Source organism: Caldimonas brevitalea, from assembly GCF_001017435.1.
GTDB classification, from domain to species: domain Bacteria; phylum Pseudomonadota; class Gammaproteobacteria; order Burkholderiales; family Burkholderiaceae_C; genus Caldimonas; species Caldimonas brevitalea.
In genome coordinates this window covers 97,762-113,766 of sequence record NZ_CP011371.1, presented here as the reverse complement: position 1 = coordinate 113,766, position 16,005 = coordinate 97,762, and the positions used below count along the sequence as shown (strand labels likewise).

General features: G+C 68.4%; 13 protein-coding genes. 9 read left to right on the top strand and 4 right to left on the bottom strand.

The annotated features are described in order from the left end of the window. The first annotated feature begins 96 nt into the window (after positions 1-96). The 7 genes from AAW51_RS00510 to AAW51_RS00480 all read left to right on the top strand — a co-directional run bounded on the left by AAW51_RS00510 (position 97) and on the right by AAW51_RS00480 (position 10,325). Positions 97-2,841: a CHASE2 domain-containing serine/threonine-protein kinase gene (locus AAW51_RS00510; protein ID WP_083437967.1), complete on the top strand. Its 2,745-nt coding sequence runs from the start codon at positions 97-99 to the stop codon at positions 2,839-2,841. A gap of 30 nt (positions 2,842-2,871) precedes the next feature. After that, positions 2,872-3,654 (top strand): Stp1/IreP family PP2C-type Ser/Thr phosphatase, encoded by a 783-nt coding sequence (locus tag AAW51_RS00505; protein WP_047193054.1) that lies wholly within the window; start codon positions 2,872-2,874, stop codon positions 3,652-3,654. Between the two features lie 46 nt (positions 3,655-3,700). After that, positions 3,701-4,384: an FHA domain-containing protein gene (locus AAW51_RS00500; RefSeq protein WP_047193053.1), complete on the top strand. Its 684-nt coding sequence runs from the start codon at positions 3,701-3,703 to the stop codon at positions 4,382-4,384. Positions 4,385-4,619: 235 nt separating this feature from the next. Then, entirely contained in the window at positions 4,620-6,869 is a 2,250-nt protein-coding gene (locus AAW51_RS00495; protein WP_238947715.1) for a CHASE2 domain-containing protein, read from the top strand. Positions 6,870-6,896: 27 nt separating this feature from the next. Next, positions 6,897-7,658, top strand: coding sequence for an MBL fold metallo-hydrolase (locus tag AAW51_RS00490; RefSeq protein WP_047193052.1), 762 nt, complete (start codon positions 6,897-6,899; stop codon positions 7,656-7,658). Positions 7,659-7,849: 191 nt separating this feature from the next. Beyond that, positions 7,850-8,386, top strand: coding sequence for a pilin (locus AAW51_RS00485; RefSeq protein ID WP_053013973.1), 537 nt, complete (start codon positions 7,850-7,852; stop codon positions 8,384-8,386). Between the two features lie 187 nt (positions 8,387-8,573). Then, positions 8,574-10,325, top strand: coding sequence for a PglL family O-oligosaccharyltransferase (locus AAW51_RS00480; RefSeq protein ID WP_047193050.1), 1,752 nt, complete (start codon positions 8,574-8,576; stop codon positions 10,323-10,325). A 37-nt stretch (positions 10,326-10,362) separates the two neighbouring features. On the opposite strand, the gene moaC is transcribed toward AAW51_RS00480, so the two are convergent. Then, a complete protein-coding gene (gene moaC / locus AAW51_RS00475; RefSeq protein WP_047193049.1) occupies positions 10,363-10,881 on the bottom strand; it encodes a cyclic pyranopterin monophosphate synthase MoaC in 519 nt (172 codons plus the stop codon). Between the two features lie 9 nt (positions 10,882-10,890). Between moaC and AAW51_RS00470 the strand changes: the two genes are divergently transcribed. Beyond that, complete coding sequence (locus tag AAW51_RS00470) at positions 10,891-12,570, top strand: M48 family metalloprotease (RefSeq protein ID WP_083437966.1); 1,680 nt, start codon at positions 10,891-10,893, stop codon at positions 12,568-12,570. 143 nt (positions 12,571-12,713) lie between these two features. Here the strand turns inward: AAW51_RS00470 and AAW51_RS00465 are convergent, their stop codons facing one another. After that, positions 12,714-13,061 carry a phage holin family protein gene (locus AAW51_RS00465; protein ID WP_047193048.1) on the bottom strand — a complete coding sequence of 116 codons (348 nt, stop codon included), beginning with the start codon at positions 13,059-13,061 and terminating at the stop codon, positions 12,714-12,716. A 46-nt stretch (positions 13,062-13,107) separates the two neighbouring features. After that, entirely contained in the window at positions 13,108-13,620 is a 513-nt protein-coding gene (locus tag AAW51_RS27700) for a hypothetical protein (protein WP_053013218.1), read from the bottom strand. A gap of 278 nt (positions 13,621-13,898) precedes the next feature. Here AAW51_RS27700 and AAW51_RS00455 point away from each other — a divergent pair, with 278 nt between their 5' ends. Beyond that, positions 13,899-14,861: a TerC family protein gene (locus AAW51_RS00455; RefSeq protein WP_047193047.1), complete on the top strand. Its 963-nt coding sequence runs from the start codon at positions 13,899-13,901 to the stop codon at positions 14,859-14,861. Positions 14,862-14,886: 25 nt separating this feature from the next. Here AAW51_RS00455 and AAW51_RS00450 read toward each other — a convergent pair whose 3' ends face one another. Further along, positions 14,887-15,993: an ABC transporter ATP-binding protein gene (locus AAW51_RS00450; RefSeq protein ID WP_047193046.1), complete on the bottom strand. Its 1,107-nt coding sequence runs from the start codon at positions 15,991-15,993 to the stop codon at positions 14,887-14,889. Between the last annotated feature and the right edge of the window lie 12 nt (positions 15,994-16,005).

Below are 16,005 nucleotides of genomic sequence, written 5' to 3'. Positions count from 1 at the left end.
GGCCTCAGGCGTCTGAGGCCCTTCTTGTGTTGGCATGGGGGCTCTGCTAACGTGCCAGACACTCTAAAAGCGGCAACGCGAAGGCACGGGACTGCAATGGGCAAGAGGAAGGGGAGCGTCTGGCGGGCTGACTGGTTCGTCGGCGTCTGCGTCGTGCTGGGAGTCTTGCTGCTGCACGGCGTGACCGACTTCATCTCGGGCATGGAACGCCGCTACTACGATTTCGGCATGTCGAGCGCGTCGCGCGTGCCGTCCGAGCGCATCGCCGTGATCGCCATCGACGACCGTAGTGTCGGCAACATCGGCCGCTGGCCCTGGTCGCGTGAGGTGCACGCGCAGCTGATCGACAAGCTCGCTGCAGCGAAGGCCAAGACGGTCGTTCACACCGCCTTCTTTTTCGAGCCGCAGCAAGACCGCGGGCTCGACTACATCCGTCAGGTCAAGCAGGCCCTGGCCGCCGAGCCGGGCACCGCAGGGCCCAACAGTGCCGCCGCCCGCGTGATCGCCCAGGCCGAGCAGGCGCTCGACACCGACAACCGGTTGGCCGCCAGCCTGGCCCGCGCCGGCAACGTGCTGCTGGCGTCCGACCTGCATTTCGGCGAGCCGGTGGGCCGCCCCGACCGACCACTGCCAGACTTCGCACAGGCCAGCACCATCGACACCGGCAGCGCCACGCTGCTCAGTGCCGACCAGACCCAGCAACCGATCGAGCTGCTGGGCAGCAAGTCGATCGGCAGCGGACACCTGCGTCAGATCCAAGACCCCGACGGCGCCATCCGGCGCGACGCCTTGCTGGTCGACTATCACGGTCGGGCCGTGCCCTCGCTGGCCCTGCTGGCCGCCGCCAAAAGCCTCAACCTGGGGCCGGGCGACATCCGCGTCCAGGATGACGTGGTCGAGCTGGGTCGGCTGCGCATCGTGACCGATGGCGCGGCACTGATGCGGCCGCACTTCTATGTGGCGCAAGGCGGCAAGCCGGCCTTCCAGATCGACTCCTTCTACGAGGTGCTGAGCGGCGCCATCCCGGCGTCGAAATACGCCGACAAGATCGTGCTGATCGGCGCCACCGCGGCCGGCATCGGCACCACGCTGCCCACGCCGGTGGCGTCGTCGATGACGCCGGTGGAGACGCTCGCGCACATCACCTCCAGCATCCTGTCCGAGCACTTCGTGACCACCCCCGGCTGGGCCCACGCGGTTTCGCTGGGGGCCGTTGCGTTGGTGGCGCTCTACCTCATCGCGCTGCTGCCACGCCTGTCGGCCGGCGTGGGCGCCACCACCACCGGCGTGGTGCTGCTGGTGTTGCTGCTCGGCGAGGTGGTGGTGCTCAGCGGCAGCGCCGTGTGGCTACGCCTGGTGCTGCCGGCGTCGCTGCTGCTGATCGGCCATTTGCTGCTGACCACCAAGCGTTTCCTCGTCACCGAGGCCGGCAAGCAGAAGTCCGACGAAGAGTCGGCCGAGACCAACCGCATGCTCGGCCTGGCGCTGCAGGGCCAGGGCCAGCTCGACATGGCCTTCGACAAGTTCCGGCGTGTGCCGTTGGCGCCGCCGGTGATGGACAACCTGTACAACCTCGCGCTCGACTTCGAGCGCAAGCGGCAGTTCAACAAGGCGCAGGCGATCTACGAGCACATGGCCGGCTACGACCCGGGCTACAAGGACCTGCAGACCAAACTGGCGCGCGCCAAAAACCTCTCCGAAACTGTGATGCTGGGCGGCGCGGCCAACACCGCCGCGACCGTCCTGCTGGGCGCGGGGCAGGTGGAAAAGCCCATGCTGGGCCGCTACCAGGTCGAGAAGGAGTTGGGCAAAGGCGCGATGGGGGTGGTCTACCTTGGCCGCGACCCCAAGATCGGGCGGCAGGTGGCGATCAAGACGCTGGCCCTCAGCCAGGAGTTCGAAGGTGCCGAACTCGACGATGCCCGCGAGCGCTTCTTCCGCGAAGCCGAGACCGCAGGGCGTTTGCAGCACCCGCACATCGTGACGATCTTCGACGCCGGCGAGGAAAACGACCTGGCCTACATCGCGATGGAATTCCTGCGCGGCCAGGACCTCGTGGCCGCCACGCGCGCGGGCGCGCTGCTGCCCACCGCCCAGGTGCTGTCCATCGTCGCGCGCGTGGCCCAGGCGCTGGCGTATGCGCACCAGCAAGGTGTGGTGCACCGCGACATCAAGCCGGCCAACATCATGTACGACCCGGCGAGCAACACCGTCAAGGTCACGGATTTCGGCATCGCGCGCATCACCGATGCCTCGCGCACCAAGACCGGCATGGTGCTCGGCACGCCGTCCTTCATGTCGCCCGAACAGATGGCGGGCAAGAAGATCGACGGCCGCAGCGACCTCTATTCGCTGGGCGTCACGTTGTTTCAGTTGCTGACGGGGCAATTGCCGTTCCGGGGCGAGTCGATGGCGGAGCTGATGTATAAGATCGCCAACGAGCCGACGCCCGACATCCGGGGCCTGCGGCCCGAGCTACCCGAAGCGCTCGCCAACATCGTGGCGCTTGCGATGGAAAAGCGACCTGAAGTGCGCTATGCAGACGGGGAGCAGCTGGCAGCCGACCTGCTCAAGGTGGCCGCCTCGCTGGGCCCCGCGCCGGCCGCAGCCGAGCCCGTCGACGACGGCGCCACCACCGTGCTGCCCGCCGGCGCAGCGGCCACTGCGCTCGCAGGGGCCCACACCCCATCATCGCCCGGGGCAGCGTCTGCCAGGGCTGACAACCACGACGCGACGCTGCACCTGAACCCCCGGGACCGGGGGGGCTCGGCGCAATCCCCGGCGGTCGATCCGCGGCACAATCCGGCCCACCCGGCCACCCCAACCCGCTCCAAAACCTAACAACAGGTGCCGGCCTTGAGTTCTGCTTCGATGTCCTTCGAGTTCTTCAGCCTGACCGACCCGGGTCGCGCCCGCGACAACAACGAAGACTCGGTGGCAGTGGACGAGCAAGCGGGTCTCGCCGTGTTGGCCGACGGCATGGGCGGCTACAACGCAGGCGAGATCGCCAGCGGCATGGCCACCGCCTTCATCAAGTCCGAGTTGGGCCGCTGGCTGACCGAAGCCTCGGGCAATGCGAGCGACACCGACGTGCGCCGCGCGATGGACATCTGCGTCGAGAACGCCAACCGCGCCATCTTCAACGCCGCCAACTCCAACCCGCAGTATTCGGGCATGGGCACGACGCTGGTGCTGGCGGTGTGCCGGGAAGGGCGGCTGCTGATGGGCCACATCGGCGACTCGCGCGGCTATCGTTTCCGCAACGGCCGGCTGACGCAGATCACCAAAGACCACTCGCTGCTGCAGGAACAGATCGACGCCGGCCTGATCACACCCGAGCAGGCCGCGTTTTCCTCCAACAAGAACCTCGTGACCCGTGCGGTGGGCGTCGAAGACAGCGTGCTGCTGGAGACGCATCTGCACGACTTGTTGTCCGGCGACCTCATCCTGCTGTGCTCGGATGGGCTGTCGGACATGATCAGCGACGATCAGATCGCTGCCGTGTTGCAAAGTGCCAACGACTTGAGGGAAGCCGGCACTGGCCTGGTGGCCGCCGCCAATGCAGCAGGCGGACGGGATAATATCGCCGTCGTGCTGGTGCGTGCCCAGGGAACCGCAACAACTGGCCGTTCATGGTGGCCGTTCAGACGCTGATGGCAGTTCGAGCAGCGTCACAAGACATATTCAATAGAGGTCAAGCATGGGGAAACTGGTTGTTTCGCTCGACGGGGTGGTGATCAAGGAAGTCCAGCTCACCAAAGACAAGACCACCTTGGGTCGGCGTCCCTACAACGACATCGTGATCGACAACCTGGCCGTCAGCGGTGAACACGCCGTGCTGCAGATGGTGGGCACCGACGTCTTCATCGAAGACCTCAACAGCACCAACGGCACCTACATCAACGGCAAGGCCGTCAAGAAGCAACTGCTCACTCACAACGACACCGTCGAGATCGGCAAGTACAAGATCAAGTACGTGACCGACGAGGCCAACGAGTACGAGAAGACCATGGTGATGAAGCCGGGCAGCACGCCCGGCCTGCCGGTGGGCGGCGTCAGCCCGGCGGCCGCCTCCCCGCTGGGTGCGCCGTCAAACTTCGGTGGTTTGGGGGCCTCGGGCGTCCCCGCTGCGTCGATCAAGGTGCTCAACGGTGCGGCGGCGGGGCGCGAGGTCAGCCTCACCAAGGTCGTGACCACGGTCGGCAAGCCCGGCGTCCAGGTCGCGTCCATCACCAAGCGCCCGGGCGGCTATGTGTTCGCTCACGTCGAAGGTGCGATGAAGCCCACCGTCAATGGCAGCCCCGTCGGCAACGATCCGGTGCACCTGAAGAACGGCGACGTCATCGAGCTGGCCGGCACCCAGATGCAGTTCGTGCAGTCCTGAGCGAGGGCTGAGCGGCTGAGCCTCCAGCCCGCGATGAAACCTTCCGACGTGCCGGCTCCCGCCCGTTGTGGGCGCGCCCGCACCCGCCGCGCTCCGCGCGCCTGCGGTCCTCCATTCGCCCCCAGCTTCCGACGACCCGGCGACGGCGCTCCTCGCACGTGGCAGCCCGTGCGGGGATCGAGACACAGGTGCCCCTCGCCTCGCTGCGGGCCGGCGCGACCGCGAGGACCGGGTTGTGTTCCTGAAACTGCATGGGCCGCGCCTGGCCCTCGCCGCGGCCGCCCTGCTGGTGATGCTGGCCCACGCGACAGGTGTCCTGCCGCTGGGTTGGGTGAGCCGGCTCGACCACCTGATCTACGACACGCGCTTGCGTGCGACCTTGCCGGGCAGCCTCGACGAGCGCATCGTCATCGTCGACATCGACGAAAAAAGCCTGGCCGAGGTCGGCCGCTGGCCATGGGGCCGGCAGCACATGGCGGCGCTGGTGCGCGAACTGTTCGAGCGCCAGCAAGTCCGTTTGGTCGGCTTCGACATCGTGTTCGCCGAGCCCGATCGCAGCTCGGGCCTGCAACAGCTCGAGCAACTCGCCCGCCGCGAACTGAAGGACCAGCCTCAGTTTCTGGCCAAACTCCAGGAACTGCGCGGCCCGCTCGACCACGACGCGCGCTTTGCCGACGCCTTGCGCGGCCGGCCGGTCGTGCTGGGTTATTACTTCAACGCCGAAGGCAGCGCCGGCCGCCACGGCAGCCTGCCCGCGCCGGTGATGGACCGCAGCGACCTCGCCGGCCGGCCGGTGCGCTTCACGCGCTGGGAAGGTTATGGCGCCAACCTGCCCGAGCTCGCCGCCGCGGCGCCGGTGGCCGGCTTTTTCAATTCGCTGCCCGATGGCGACGGGGTGGTGCGGTCGGCCCCGCTGCTGGCGGAGCACGAAGGCCGCTACTACGAATCTCTGCCGTTGGCGATGTTCCGACGCCTGCTGGGCCACACCGAGGTCGCCCCCGGGTTCCCGCCGGAGCGCTGGCTGCCGCGCAGCTACCAGGGGCTCGAGAGCCTGGAGCTGCGCCGGCCCGGCGGCCGCCTGGCGATCCCGGTCGACGCGCGCGTCGGCGCCCTGGTGCCTTATCGCGGCCCGGGAGGACCCGCCGGCGGGTCGTTCCGCTATGTCTCGGCGTCTGAGCTGCTGCAGGGCAAGCTGGCGCCGGGCGAGCTGCGCGAGCGCATCGTGCTGGTCGGCACGACCGCCCCGGGCATGTACGACCTGCGCACCACGCCGGTCGGCGAGGTCTACCCCGGCGTGGAGGCCCACGCCAACCTGCTGTCCGGCCTGCTCGACGGCCGCCTGCCGGTGCGGCCCGACTACGCGCTCGGCTATGAGGTGCTGATGCTGCTGCTGGCCGGCGTGGGCCTGGCGCTGTGGTTGCCGCGGCTCCGGCCGGCCGCGGCCGCGGCCGCCGTGCTGGCCGTCGTCGCCGCGTTGGTCGGCCTCAATTTCTGGCTCTACGCCGGCCAGCGGCTGGTGATGCCGCTGGCGTCGCTGCTGTGGCTCGCCACGCTGCTGTTCGTCATCCACCTGCTGTGTGCCTACTGCCTCGAGGGCCGCCCGCGGCGCGCCCTCGAACGTGTCTACGGGCGCCATCTGTCGCCGGACCAACTCGACGAGCTGGTCGCCAGCACGCCGAGCCAGGCGCCGGCCCTTGCGGCTCGCCAGCCCGTCAGCGTGCTGTTTTGCGACCTGCGCAACTTCTCGCAGCTGTCGGCGCCGCTGGAAGCCGAACAGGTGCGTGAGCTGATGCAGATGTTCCTGACCCGCATGACCGAGGTGGTCGCCCAGCACCGCGGCACGCTCGACAAATACATCGGCGACGGGCTGATGGCGTTCTGGGGAGCGCCACTGCCGGCACCCGACTACGCCGAGCGCGCCGTCGCCGCAGCACGCGACATGGTGCTGGCCTTGGCGCCGCTGAACCAGGCGCTGCGGGCGCGCGGGCTGCCCGACGTCGGCTTCGGCATCGGCCTGAACACCGGCATGGCCTGTGTCGGCGACCTCGGCTCCGAGCAGCGGCCCAGCTACACGGTGCTGGGCGACACCGTGCAGGTGGCGTCGCGCCTGGAGGCGCTGACGCGCAGCTACGGCGTCGACGTGCTGGTGGGTGAGGGCACGCGCGAGGCCGCGCCCCACCTGGCGTGGCAAGAGGTTGACCGCGTCCGGATCAAGGGCAAGGAGCGCCTGCTGACGCTCTACACGCCGCTGGCCGCCTCGCCGGAGCACGACAAGGCGCTCGCCAGCGAGCTGGCAGCGTGGCATATGGCACTGAAAGCCTACCGGGCACAGGATTGGGACCAGGCGGACGTTCAACTGTTGAATTTGCAACGCTTGAACCCGGGACGTCAGCTGTACAGTCTGTTTGCTTACCGCGTGTCGCATTTGCGCAAGCAACCGCCACCGGCAGGCTGGGACGGCGCTTTCAGCGTCGATTCCAAATAGATCACCAAGAAAGAAAGCTCTCTCGGGATGAAAGTCCGAGTATTAGGTTGCTCGGGGGCCATTGCAGCAGGATGCAAGACCACGTCGTTCCTGCTCGACCACGACTTGCTCGTCGACGCCGGCACCGGGGTGGGCGACCTGACGCTGGACGAGCTGGCCGCCGTCGACCATATCCTGCTCAGCCACTCGCACCTGGATCACATCGTCTCGATTCCGCTGCTGGCCGACAGCGTGATGAGCCGGCGCCGCCAGCCCATCACGGTCTACGCGCTACAGCAGACCATCGACGCGCTGCGCGCGCACGTGCTCAACTGGGTCATCTGGCCCGATTTCACGGTGTTGCCGACGCCTGAACACCCCGTGCTGCGCTTTGTGCCCGTCGACGTGGGCCAGCGGCTCGAGGTGGGCGGCAAACAGGTCGAGGTGCTGCCGGCGCAGCACACGGTGCCCGCGGTCGGCTACGCCGTCGAGGGCGACAACGGCTGGTGGGTCTACACCGGCGACACCGGGCCCAACCCGGCGCTGTGGCCGCTGCTCGCCGACCGCCGCATCGAGATGCTGGTGATCGAAACCGCGTTCGCCGACGGCGAACTGGAGCTCGCCCGGCTGAGCAAACACCTGGCGCCCACTCTGCTCGCCGAAGAACTGCGCCAGGTGCCGGCCGAGGTGCCGGTCTACATCACGCACACCAAACCCGGCGAGCACGCCGGCATCGAGGCGCAGACGCGCTGCATCGGCACCGGGCACCGTCTGGCCCATCTGCAAGCCGGCCAGCGCTTCGACGTCTGACGCGTTTGTTTGTAGCGGAGTGACGGGAATTGTCATCCCGTCTGTCGTGATGACAGGTCCCGTCTTACGTTTGCGGCCCGCTCTGTCACAAACGTGCAGGAAGTCACAAGATTACAGGCCTGGATACCTGGCACACGGCCTGCATTGATTAAAGCGCTTCCCCTAACACTGAAGGAGTCGATATGAAGCAGATGAAGTCTCTGAAGCGCGCCGCCCAAAAGGGCTTCACGCTGATCGAACTGATGATCGTCGTGGCGATCATCGGTATCCTGGCTGCCGTGGCCCTGCCCGCGTACCAGGACTACACCGTGCGCGCGAAGATCACGGAAGGTCTCAGCCTGGCCAGCGCGCTGAAGGCTGACATGTCTAGCATGTACGCTTCGGACGGCATGGCTGGCGTTGCGGCCTACGCGACCCAAGTGGCCGCCGCTCCCCCGGAGTCCAAGTACGTCGAAGAGATTCGCATCGACGGCACCACTGGCGTGATCACGATCGAATACCGCGAAGAAAACATCGGCACCATCGCGGATGCGCGCACCATCGTTCTGACCCCTTACCTCAACGCAGCCGGCACGATCACCCGCTTGAGCGCCGCCGCCGCCGGTGCCACCGGTTCGGTGGACTGGGCTTGCGCATCTGACGCCAACAGCAGTGCCACCACTCGCGATCTGCTCAACCCGGTCGCCGGTACCCTGCCTGCCCGCTTTGCTCCTAACGAGTGCAAGTAATCATAAGGGTGTGACTGGCTAGATGAGGACCCCTCACCAGCCGTTGCGCCTCTAGGGAGCATTACAAGGTGCTCCCGCCTTGAAAACGCCTGCTGACGCAGGCGTTTTTCTTTTGAGCGGTTCGAGCTAGAAGCCATCGGCGAAGCGCGTCCCCGCGCTAGGCCTCGCTCTCCTGCACAATCACGCGGTGCCGTCTCTCAACCGCCTCCCATGGCCCTATCTGCTGGCCATCGCGGCGCCCACCTGGGTGGCCGCCTCGCGTGCTCCCTCCACCGTCTTCTACAACGCGATCTTCAGCGTCGCGGGCATGGGCCTGCTGCTGTGGCATCTTGCCGCCGTGGGCAGCGGCCCCCTCAGCCGCGCGCGAACTGACGGCGTCACACGGCAGCCTCCTCAGCCCCTGGCCACCGCCGCGCTGCCCGCCCTCGCCGGCGTCCTCATCGGCACCGTGCTGCCGGGCCTGCTCCCCGCCTCGGTGCTGCTGGCCGTCTCCGCACTGGCGCTCACCGTCGCCGCGGCCTCCAGCGCACGCCGTTGCCCGGACGTCCTGATGACCAGCATCGCCGCAGCGGTGCTCGCCGCCGGCGTCACCGGCGCGCTGATCGGCTTGCTCCAATACCTCGCCCCGACCCTCGCCCCACCCTGGTTGATCGCAACACCGGCCACCGCCGGCCGCGCCGTGGGCAACCTGCGTCAACCCAACCAACTCGCCACCGTGCTCAGCCTGGCCCTTTGCGCGCTGGCCTGGCTGGGGCAGGGCCGCCGCTGGCCGCTCACGGCGCTGCTGAGCCTGCAAGCCGTGCTGGTGCTCGGCCTGGTGTTGACCGGCTCGCGCATGGGCCTGCTGATGCTGGTGATGCTCGCTGCCTGGGGCCTCGTCGACCGGCGCTTGCCGTGGCCGGTGCGGATCACCCTCATGGCCACCTTGCCCGCGGCCGTGTTCTGGACCGCCGCAGTCTGGGCCTGGGGCCACCTGGGCGGTGTCGTCTACTTCGGCGAAGCCCGTCTGTCGAGCGGCAGCGACATCAGCAGCTCGCGCTTCGCGATCTGGTCCAACACGCTGGCGCTGATCCGCGACAACCCGTGGACCGGCGTCGGCTGGGGCAATTTCAACTTCGCCTGGACGCTGACGGCCTTCCCCGACCGGCCCATCGCCTTCTTCGACCACACCCACAACCTGGTGCTGCAGCTGGCCGTCGAGCTGGGCCTGCCGGCGACGGCGGCGCTCGTCGTCCTGTTCGGCTGGCTGGTGTGGCGAGCCCGGCGCGGGCTGGTGCACCCCCACCCGCAACATGCGCTCAGCTCGACGACGGCGGCGGCGATGCTGGGGCTGGTGCTGGTGCACAGCCTGCTCGAATACCCGCTCTGGTATCCCTATTTCCTGTTGCCGACGGCGCTGCTGCTCGGGGTCTACCTCGGCGCCGGCGGCCCCCGGCACGAGGAACTGGACGGACAGCCGCATGACCGGGGTGTCAAGGCGCCGCTGTTCCGGATGGTCGCTGCCATGATGGTGGCCGGCGCGGCCTACGCGGCGTGGTCGTATGAGCCTATCGTGCAGATCTTCGCCCCCCATGGCGCGGCAGGGCTGCGGCCGCTGACCGAGCGCATCCGCCTCGGCCAGCGCAGCCCCTTGCTCGGTCACCACGCCGACTACGCCGCGGTGACGACCGCGAGTCGGCCGTCCGACGTCTTCGACGCCTTCGACCGCCCCTTGCACAAGCTCATCGACGCGCGCCTGATGGTGGCCTATGCAAAAGCGCTGGCCGAGCGCGGTGAGCGCGACAAGGCGGTGTATGTCGCCCAGCGGCTGCGTGAGTTTCGCCATCCCCTCGGCGACGAATTTTTCGCGCCTTGCGAGGCGCCTCCAGCCGCGGGCAGCGACCCCCCGTTCCAGTGCGACCTGACACCGGTCCGCCTGACCTGGAAAGACTTCGAGTGACGGACCGGGCGTGACCGCCTGCGGCCTGCAGGGCCGCTCAGCCGCCGCCCGTCGCAGCGACGAAGCTGCCCGACTTGCCGCCGTGCTTCTCCAGCACCCGCACGCCGGTGATGGTCATGCCGCGGTCCACCGCCTTGCACATGTCGTAGATCGTCAGCAGCCCGATCTGCACCGCGGTGAGGGCTTCCATCTCGACGCCGGTGCGCCCCAGCGTCTCCACCTGGGCGCGGCACTCGACGCGCGCGCCCAAGGCATCGACGACGAACTCCACCGCGACCCGCGTCAGCGGCAGCGGATGGCACAAGGGGATCAAGTCGGCCGTGCGCTTGGCCGCCTGGATCGCGGCGATACGGGCCACCCCCAGCACGTCGCCCTTCTTCGCGGTGCCGGACGTCACCAGCTGCAAGGTGGCGGGCTCCATCTCGATGTAACCCTGCGCCAGCGCGACGCGGTGCGTCACGTCCTTGGACGCCACGTCCACCATATGGGCCTGGCCCTGCGCGTCGAAGTGGGTGAGGGCGCCAGTCGGCGGGGTGGGCGGGTCGGTGGCTTGCATGGCTTTGGCATGATAGGGCCTGCCGGCCGTCGTCGCCGATTGAACGCGGCGCCGCTGCGCGGCTCCAAGGAGTTCGTTGCCACAGGGAAGACCGAGTTGCCACGCCACATTGCCGAAGCCACCATCGCTGCACGCCCCCACCGGCGCCCCACCTGGGGCCCGCTGGCTCTCTCCTTCGCGCTGCTGTTCCCCGCCGCACCCGCGTTGACACCCGCCGCCCAGGCCCAGAACGACCTCCCCGCCCTCGGCGACAGTGTTTCCGGCGAATTCGGCGTCGCCGCCGAGCGCCAACTGGGCGACCGCATCATGGCGGAGATCCGGCGCGACCCGCTCTACCACGACGACCCCTTGCTGGGCGACTACCTGCAGTCGCTGTGGCAGCCGCTGCTCGGCGCGGCCCGGGCCCGTGGCGAGCTGTCGAACGAGCTGGAAGACCGCTTCGCGTGGCAGGCATTCCTGGTGCGCGACCGCACCGTCAACGCCTTCGCGCTGCCCGGCGGCTATGTCGGCGTCCACCTGGGGCTGATCGCCACCACCGGCAGCCGCGACGAACTCGCCTCGGTGCTGGCCCACGAGTTGTCGCACGTGACCCAGCGCCACATCGCGCGCAGCCTGGCCAAGAGCAAGCAGCAATCGCTGGTGGCGCTGGCGTCGATGATCGTCGGCATGCTGGCCGCGAGCCGCAGCCCCGAGGCTGCCAACGCCTTGATGACCGGCGGCCAGGCGGTGGCCCTGCAGGGCCAGCTCAACTTCTCGCGCGACATGGAACGCGAGGCCGACCGCATCGGCTTCGGCGTGCTCGAGCAGGCCGGTTTCTCACCGGCCGGCATGGCCAGCATGTTCGAGCGTCTGCAGCAGACCTCCCGGCTGAACGACAGCGGCGCCTACCCCTATCTGCGCACCCACCCGCTCACCAGCGAGCGGATCGGCGAGGCGCGCGCGCGCAGCAACAGTGGCAGCAGCAGCGCCAAAGCGGCCGGGTTGGGGACACGATCGGCGTTCGAGCACGCGGTGATGCAGGCCCGGGCGCGCGTGCGCATGGACCCGCGCCCCGACGCCTGGCGCGCCTGGCTGCGCCCACCCGACGTCGCGCCCCAACAGCCCGCCGAGCGCTTGTTGGCCGAGGCCACCCGCGCCCACGCCGCCCTCGAACTGCGCGACTGGCCCACCGCCGAGACCGCGCTCGCGCGCGCGGAGCAGCTCGCCAAGGGTGACAGCCGGGCGAGCCGCGGCCTCGCCTTCGTGCGCACCGAAGCGGCGCTGGCACGCGGCGACGTGCAGCAGGCCGAAACAGCGCTGGCGCCTTGGCGCGGCGATGGCTCGCGTGCCAGCGAGCTGCTCGCGGCGCGGGTCGGCCTGGCGCACCCGGCGGCCAGCCCGGCCTTGAAGCGCACGGCAGAGGAGTTGCAGACCTGGGTGTCCATGCAGGCGGCCGACACACAGGCCTGGGAACTGCTGGCACAGGCCTGGGAGCGCCTCGGCCAGCCCTTGCGCGCGGTGCGGGCGCAGGCCGAGGCACGCTATGCCACCGGCGACCTGCAAGGCGCGATGGACCGGCTGCGGGCGGCACAGAAGCTGGCCCGCGAGCCGGGCCGGGGTGATTTCATCGAAGCGTCGGTGGTCGATGCACGCCTGAAGCAGCTCGAAGCCGAATGGCGGCGGCGCGTGCGGGAGGAGATGGGCGGCTGACGGCACAGCGCCGGCCACGGTGTTGGTCTTGGCGATCCGTCGTCAGCAGAGTGCCCGCAAAACGCGTCGGACCCGGCAGGGCCGGCCGCTGCTCGTGCTGCGCATCCCGCGTGCGCTGTGCGCATCAACCTGCCGCGATGTGCTCAGTCGAACACCCTGTCGAGCGCCGCTTCGATGACGATGCCGCAGGCGCTGTAGATCAACGAGCCGATCAATGCCGCAGTGAAGCCCGTGACGTTGAGGCCGCCCAGGATGTTGGCGGCGAAGTAGAACATCAGCGCGTTGATCACGAACAGGAACAAGCCCAGCGTCATCAGCGTCACCGGCAGTGTCAACACGAACAACACCGGCCGCACCACCGCGTTGAGCAAGCCGAGCACCAGGGCCGCAATCAGCGCCGCCGTGAAGCTGCGAACCTCGACGCCAGGGTAGAGATGGGTCACCAGCAGCAGCGCCGCGGCGAGCAAAAACCAACGGGCCAGGATCTTCATGGCGGGGAGAATATCACCGCCCTCTGCAGGCCCAGGGCATCCAGGATCAAAGGTCGTGCATCGCGAGGCCCACGCTGAGACCGGCCAGCAGCACGCAGCGCAAGGTGGTGGGACGCGGCCCGGCACTGGGCACGCCAGGGCCCGGCAAGGGTTGTGAGGAGTCGTCGTTCTGCGGCTCGGCATCGGCAGGTGTGTCGAGCCGCTGCGGCAGGTCTACCGCCGGCTCAGCGGCCGTCTCGAGCTTGGGGCGCCGCACATCGATCAGTTCATCGGGCTCCAGCTCCTGCATCAGCTCTTGCAAGGGGCCCTTGGCAAGGTGGGCTTCGGCCTCCACACCCTGGCGCTCCAGCCAGGGGCGCATCTGCCCGAACAGCTTGGCCGCCCATTTGCTGCGCCAGTGTTCACGCGAGCCATGCGACATCCATTTCGAGGCGCGGTGCGTGAGCCGCGGTGCACACGCCACCAGGATGCAGCGCTCGCCCTGCACCTCGCACAGGCGCGACACCAGGTGCTGCTGCGCGTGAGCCGCATCGTCCAACAGCACGACGATCTTCTTCATGTCAGCCCCATCATCAGCTTGGCCTGCGGACAGTCTGCCTCGCCATCGCAGTGCATGCAAAAGCCCCCGGAGATGCCGGGACATGCGCGGCCAGGCATACTCCCTGCTGTCGAAAGGGGAGTAGCACGCGGTTCCCCACCGCGGCGGCCACCCGTCAATACGGATGCTCCAGGCCTCTGGCGCACCCCGGGTCCCGCAGAGCCAGCCCGCTTCTTGGGCAGCGCTTCCCCGCAAGACCTTTCGGCGCAATCCTCAATCCACCTCACTGGAGTGTGTTCATGGACAGCATTGCGCCCAATTGGCTGTGGGCATTTTTTGTCGTGTCGGTGCTTGCGGCACTGTTCATCGACTTCGTCGTCTTGAAGAAGCAGGGCTCGCACGAGGTCTCCGTCAAGGAGGCCCTCAACTGGTCGATCGTCTGGGTCGCCCTGAGTTTCGCGTTCAACGGCTTGTTCTGGTGGGCGCTCTACCAGGACCATGGCGCGGCCGTGGCCAACACACGTTCGATGGAGTTCCTGACCGGCTACCTGATCGAGAAGTCGCTGGCGGTCGACAACATCTTCGTGTTCCTGATGATCTTCACCTACTTCGGTGTGCCACCGGCCTTCCAGAAGCGGGTGCTGATGATCGGCATCATCGGTGCGATCGTGCTGCGCACCGTGATGATCCTGGTCGGCAGCTGGCTGATCAGCGAGTTCCACTGGCTGCTGTATCTGTTCGGCGCCTTCCTCGTGATCACTGGCATCAAGATGTGGCGCGCCTCGGGCGAAGAGCCCGACCTCGAGCGCAACCCGGCGCTGCGGCTGCTGCGCCGTCTGGTCCCGGTGTCGCAGGGTTTCGACGGCGAGAAGTTCACCACGGTGCAGCAGGGCCGGCGCCTGGCGACGCCCTTGCTGCTGGTGGTGTTGCTGGTGGGCGTGATCGACGTGATCTTCGCGGTCGACTCGATCCCGGCCATCTTCGCGATCACGACCGACCCCTTCATCGTGCTGACGTCCAACGTCTTTGCCATCCTGGGCCTGCGCGCGATGTACTTCCTGCTCGCCGCGATGGCGACCCGCTTCCACCTGCTGAGCTACGGCCTGGCCGTCATCCTCACCTTCATCGGCACCAAGATGCTGTTGATCGATGTCGTGAAGATCCCCGTGCTCGCGTCGCTCGCCGTGGTGATCGGCATCCTCGCCGTGACGATGGTGTGGAGCGTGAAGACCGCGCCCGCGCTGCCGCGCGAGCACGGTTGAGGCGGGCGGGCCGGCGGCGCCTGGCTCAGCGCGTGACGCGAGGACAGGCGCTGCCGTCGCGCCGGAACAGATGCAGCGCGTCGCTCGGTGCCGACAAGGTCACCTCGGCTTCCGGTTCGGGCGGCGCGCCGCCGGTGAGCTTGGCCACCAGCACGGTGTCCTCGCACATCAGCCGGACATGGGCCAGGTAGCAATCGCCCAGGTACTCGACCAGCTCCACCCGGCCGCGCCAGCGCAGGCCCGGGCCGTCCTTGGGCCCCAGGCTCAGGTGTTCCGGCCGCACGCCCACCTCGATCGCATCGCCGGCCTTGAGGCCGCTGCCGTCCACCGCCGCCTCGCCTTGCGGGCCGCGCGGGCTGACCCAATGCACCTCTCGCTCGTCGGCGCGCATCACGCGGGCCGGCAGCAGATTCATCGCGGGGGTGCCGATGAAGCCCGCGACGAAGCGGTTGGCCGGCTGGCGGTAGAGCTGCAGCGGCGTGCCGGCCTGCTGGATGCGGCCCTCGTGCAGCACGACGATCTTGTCGCCCAGCGTCATCGCCTCGACCTGGTCGTGGGTCACGTAGACGATGGTCACGCCCAGCTCGCGGTGCAGCCGCGCGATCTCGACGCGCGTCATCGCGCGCAAGGCGGCATCGAGGTTGGACAGCGGCTCGTCGAACAGAAACAGCTCGGGCTGCCGCACGATCGCGCGCCCGATCGCGACCCGTTGGCGCTGCCCGCCCGACAGGTCACGCGGCAGCCGCTCGAGCAAGTGGTCGATCTGCAGCACCCGGGCCGCATCGCGAATGCGCCGCTCGACCTCGTCGCGCCCGCCGACACGACGCGACAAGCCGAACGCCATGTTGCGGTAGACGCTCATGTGCGGATACAGCGCGTACGACTGGAACACCATCGCGATGCCGCGCTCCGCCGGCGGCAGCTCGTTGACGCGGCGCTCGCCGATGCGCAGTTCGCCTTCGCTGATGTCCTCCAGGCCGCTCAGCATCCGCAACAAGGTCGACTTGCCGCAGCCTGACGGGCCCACCAGCACGACGAACTCGCCGTCTTCGATGGTCAGGTCGATGTCCTGCAACACCGTTTGCTGGGGGTCGTAGCGCTTGGTGATGCCGTTGAGGGTGACTTGGGCCATGGCAAAGAACCT

Excerpts from the sequence above, each read along its gene's own strand:
- AAW51_RS00510 (WP_083437967.1), top strand. The coding sequence starts at position 97 with ATGGGCAAGAGGAAGGGGAGCGTCTGGCGGGCTGACTGGTTCGTCGGC.
- AAW51_RS00505 (WP_047193054.1), top strand. The coding sequence starts at position 2,872 with ATGTCCTTCGAGTTCTTCAGCCTGACCGACCCGGGTCGCGCCCGCGAC.
- AAW51_RS00500 (WP_047193053.1), top strand. The coding sequence starts at position 3,701 with ATGGGGAAACTGGTTGTTTCGCTCGACGGGGTGGTGATCAAGGAAGTC.
- AAW51_RS00490 (WP_047193052.1), top strand. The coding sequence starts at position 6,897 with ATGAAAGTCCGAGTATTAGGTTGCTCGGGGGCCATTGCAGCAGGATGC.
- AAW51_RS00485 (WP_053013973.1), top strand. The coding sequence starts at position 7,850 with ATGAAGTCTCTGAAGCGCGCCGCCCAAAAGGGCTTCACGCTGATCGAA.
- moaC (WP_047193049.1), bottom strand. The coding sequence starts at position 10,881 with ATGCAAGCCACCGACCCGCCCACCCCGCCGACTGGCGCCCTCACCCAC.
- AAW51_RS00470 (WP_083437966.1), top strand. The coding sequence starts at position 10,891 with ATGATAGGGCCTGCCGGCCGTCGTCGCCGATTGAACGCGGCGCCGCTG.
- AAW51_RS00465 (WP_047193048.1), bottom strand. The coding sequence starts at position 13,061 with ATGAAGATCCTGGCCCGTTGGTTTTTGCTCGCCGCGGCGCTGCTGCTG.
- AAW51_RS27700 (WP_053013218.1), bottom strand. The coding sequence starts at position 13,620 with ATGAAGAAGATCGTCGTGCTGTTGGACGATGCGGCTCACGCGCAGCAG.
- AAW51_RS00455 (WP_047193047.1), top strand. The coding sequence starts at position 13,899 with ATGGACAGCATTGCGCCCAATTGGCTGTGGGCATTTTTTGTCGTGTCG.
- AAW51_RS00450 (WP_047193046.1), bottom strand. The coding sequence starts at position 15,993 with ATGGCCCAAGTCACCCTCAACGGCATCACCAAGCGCTACGACCCCCAG.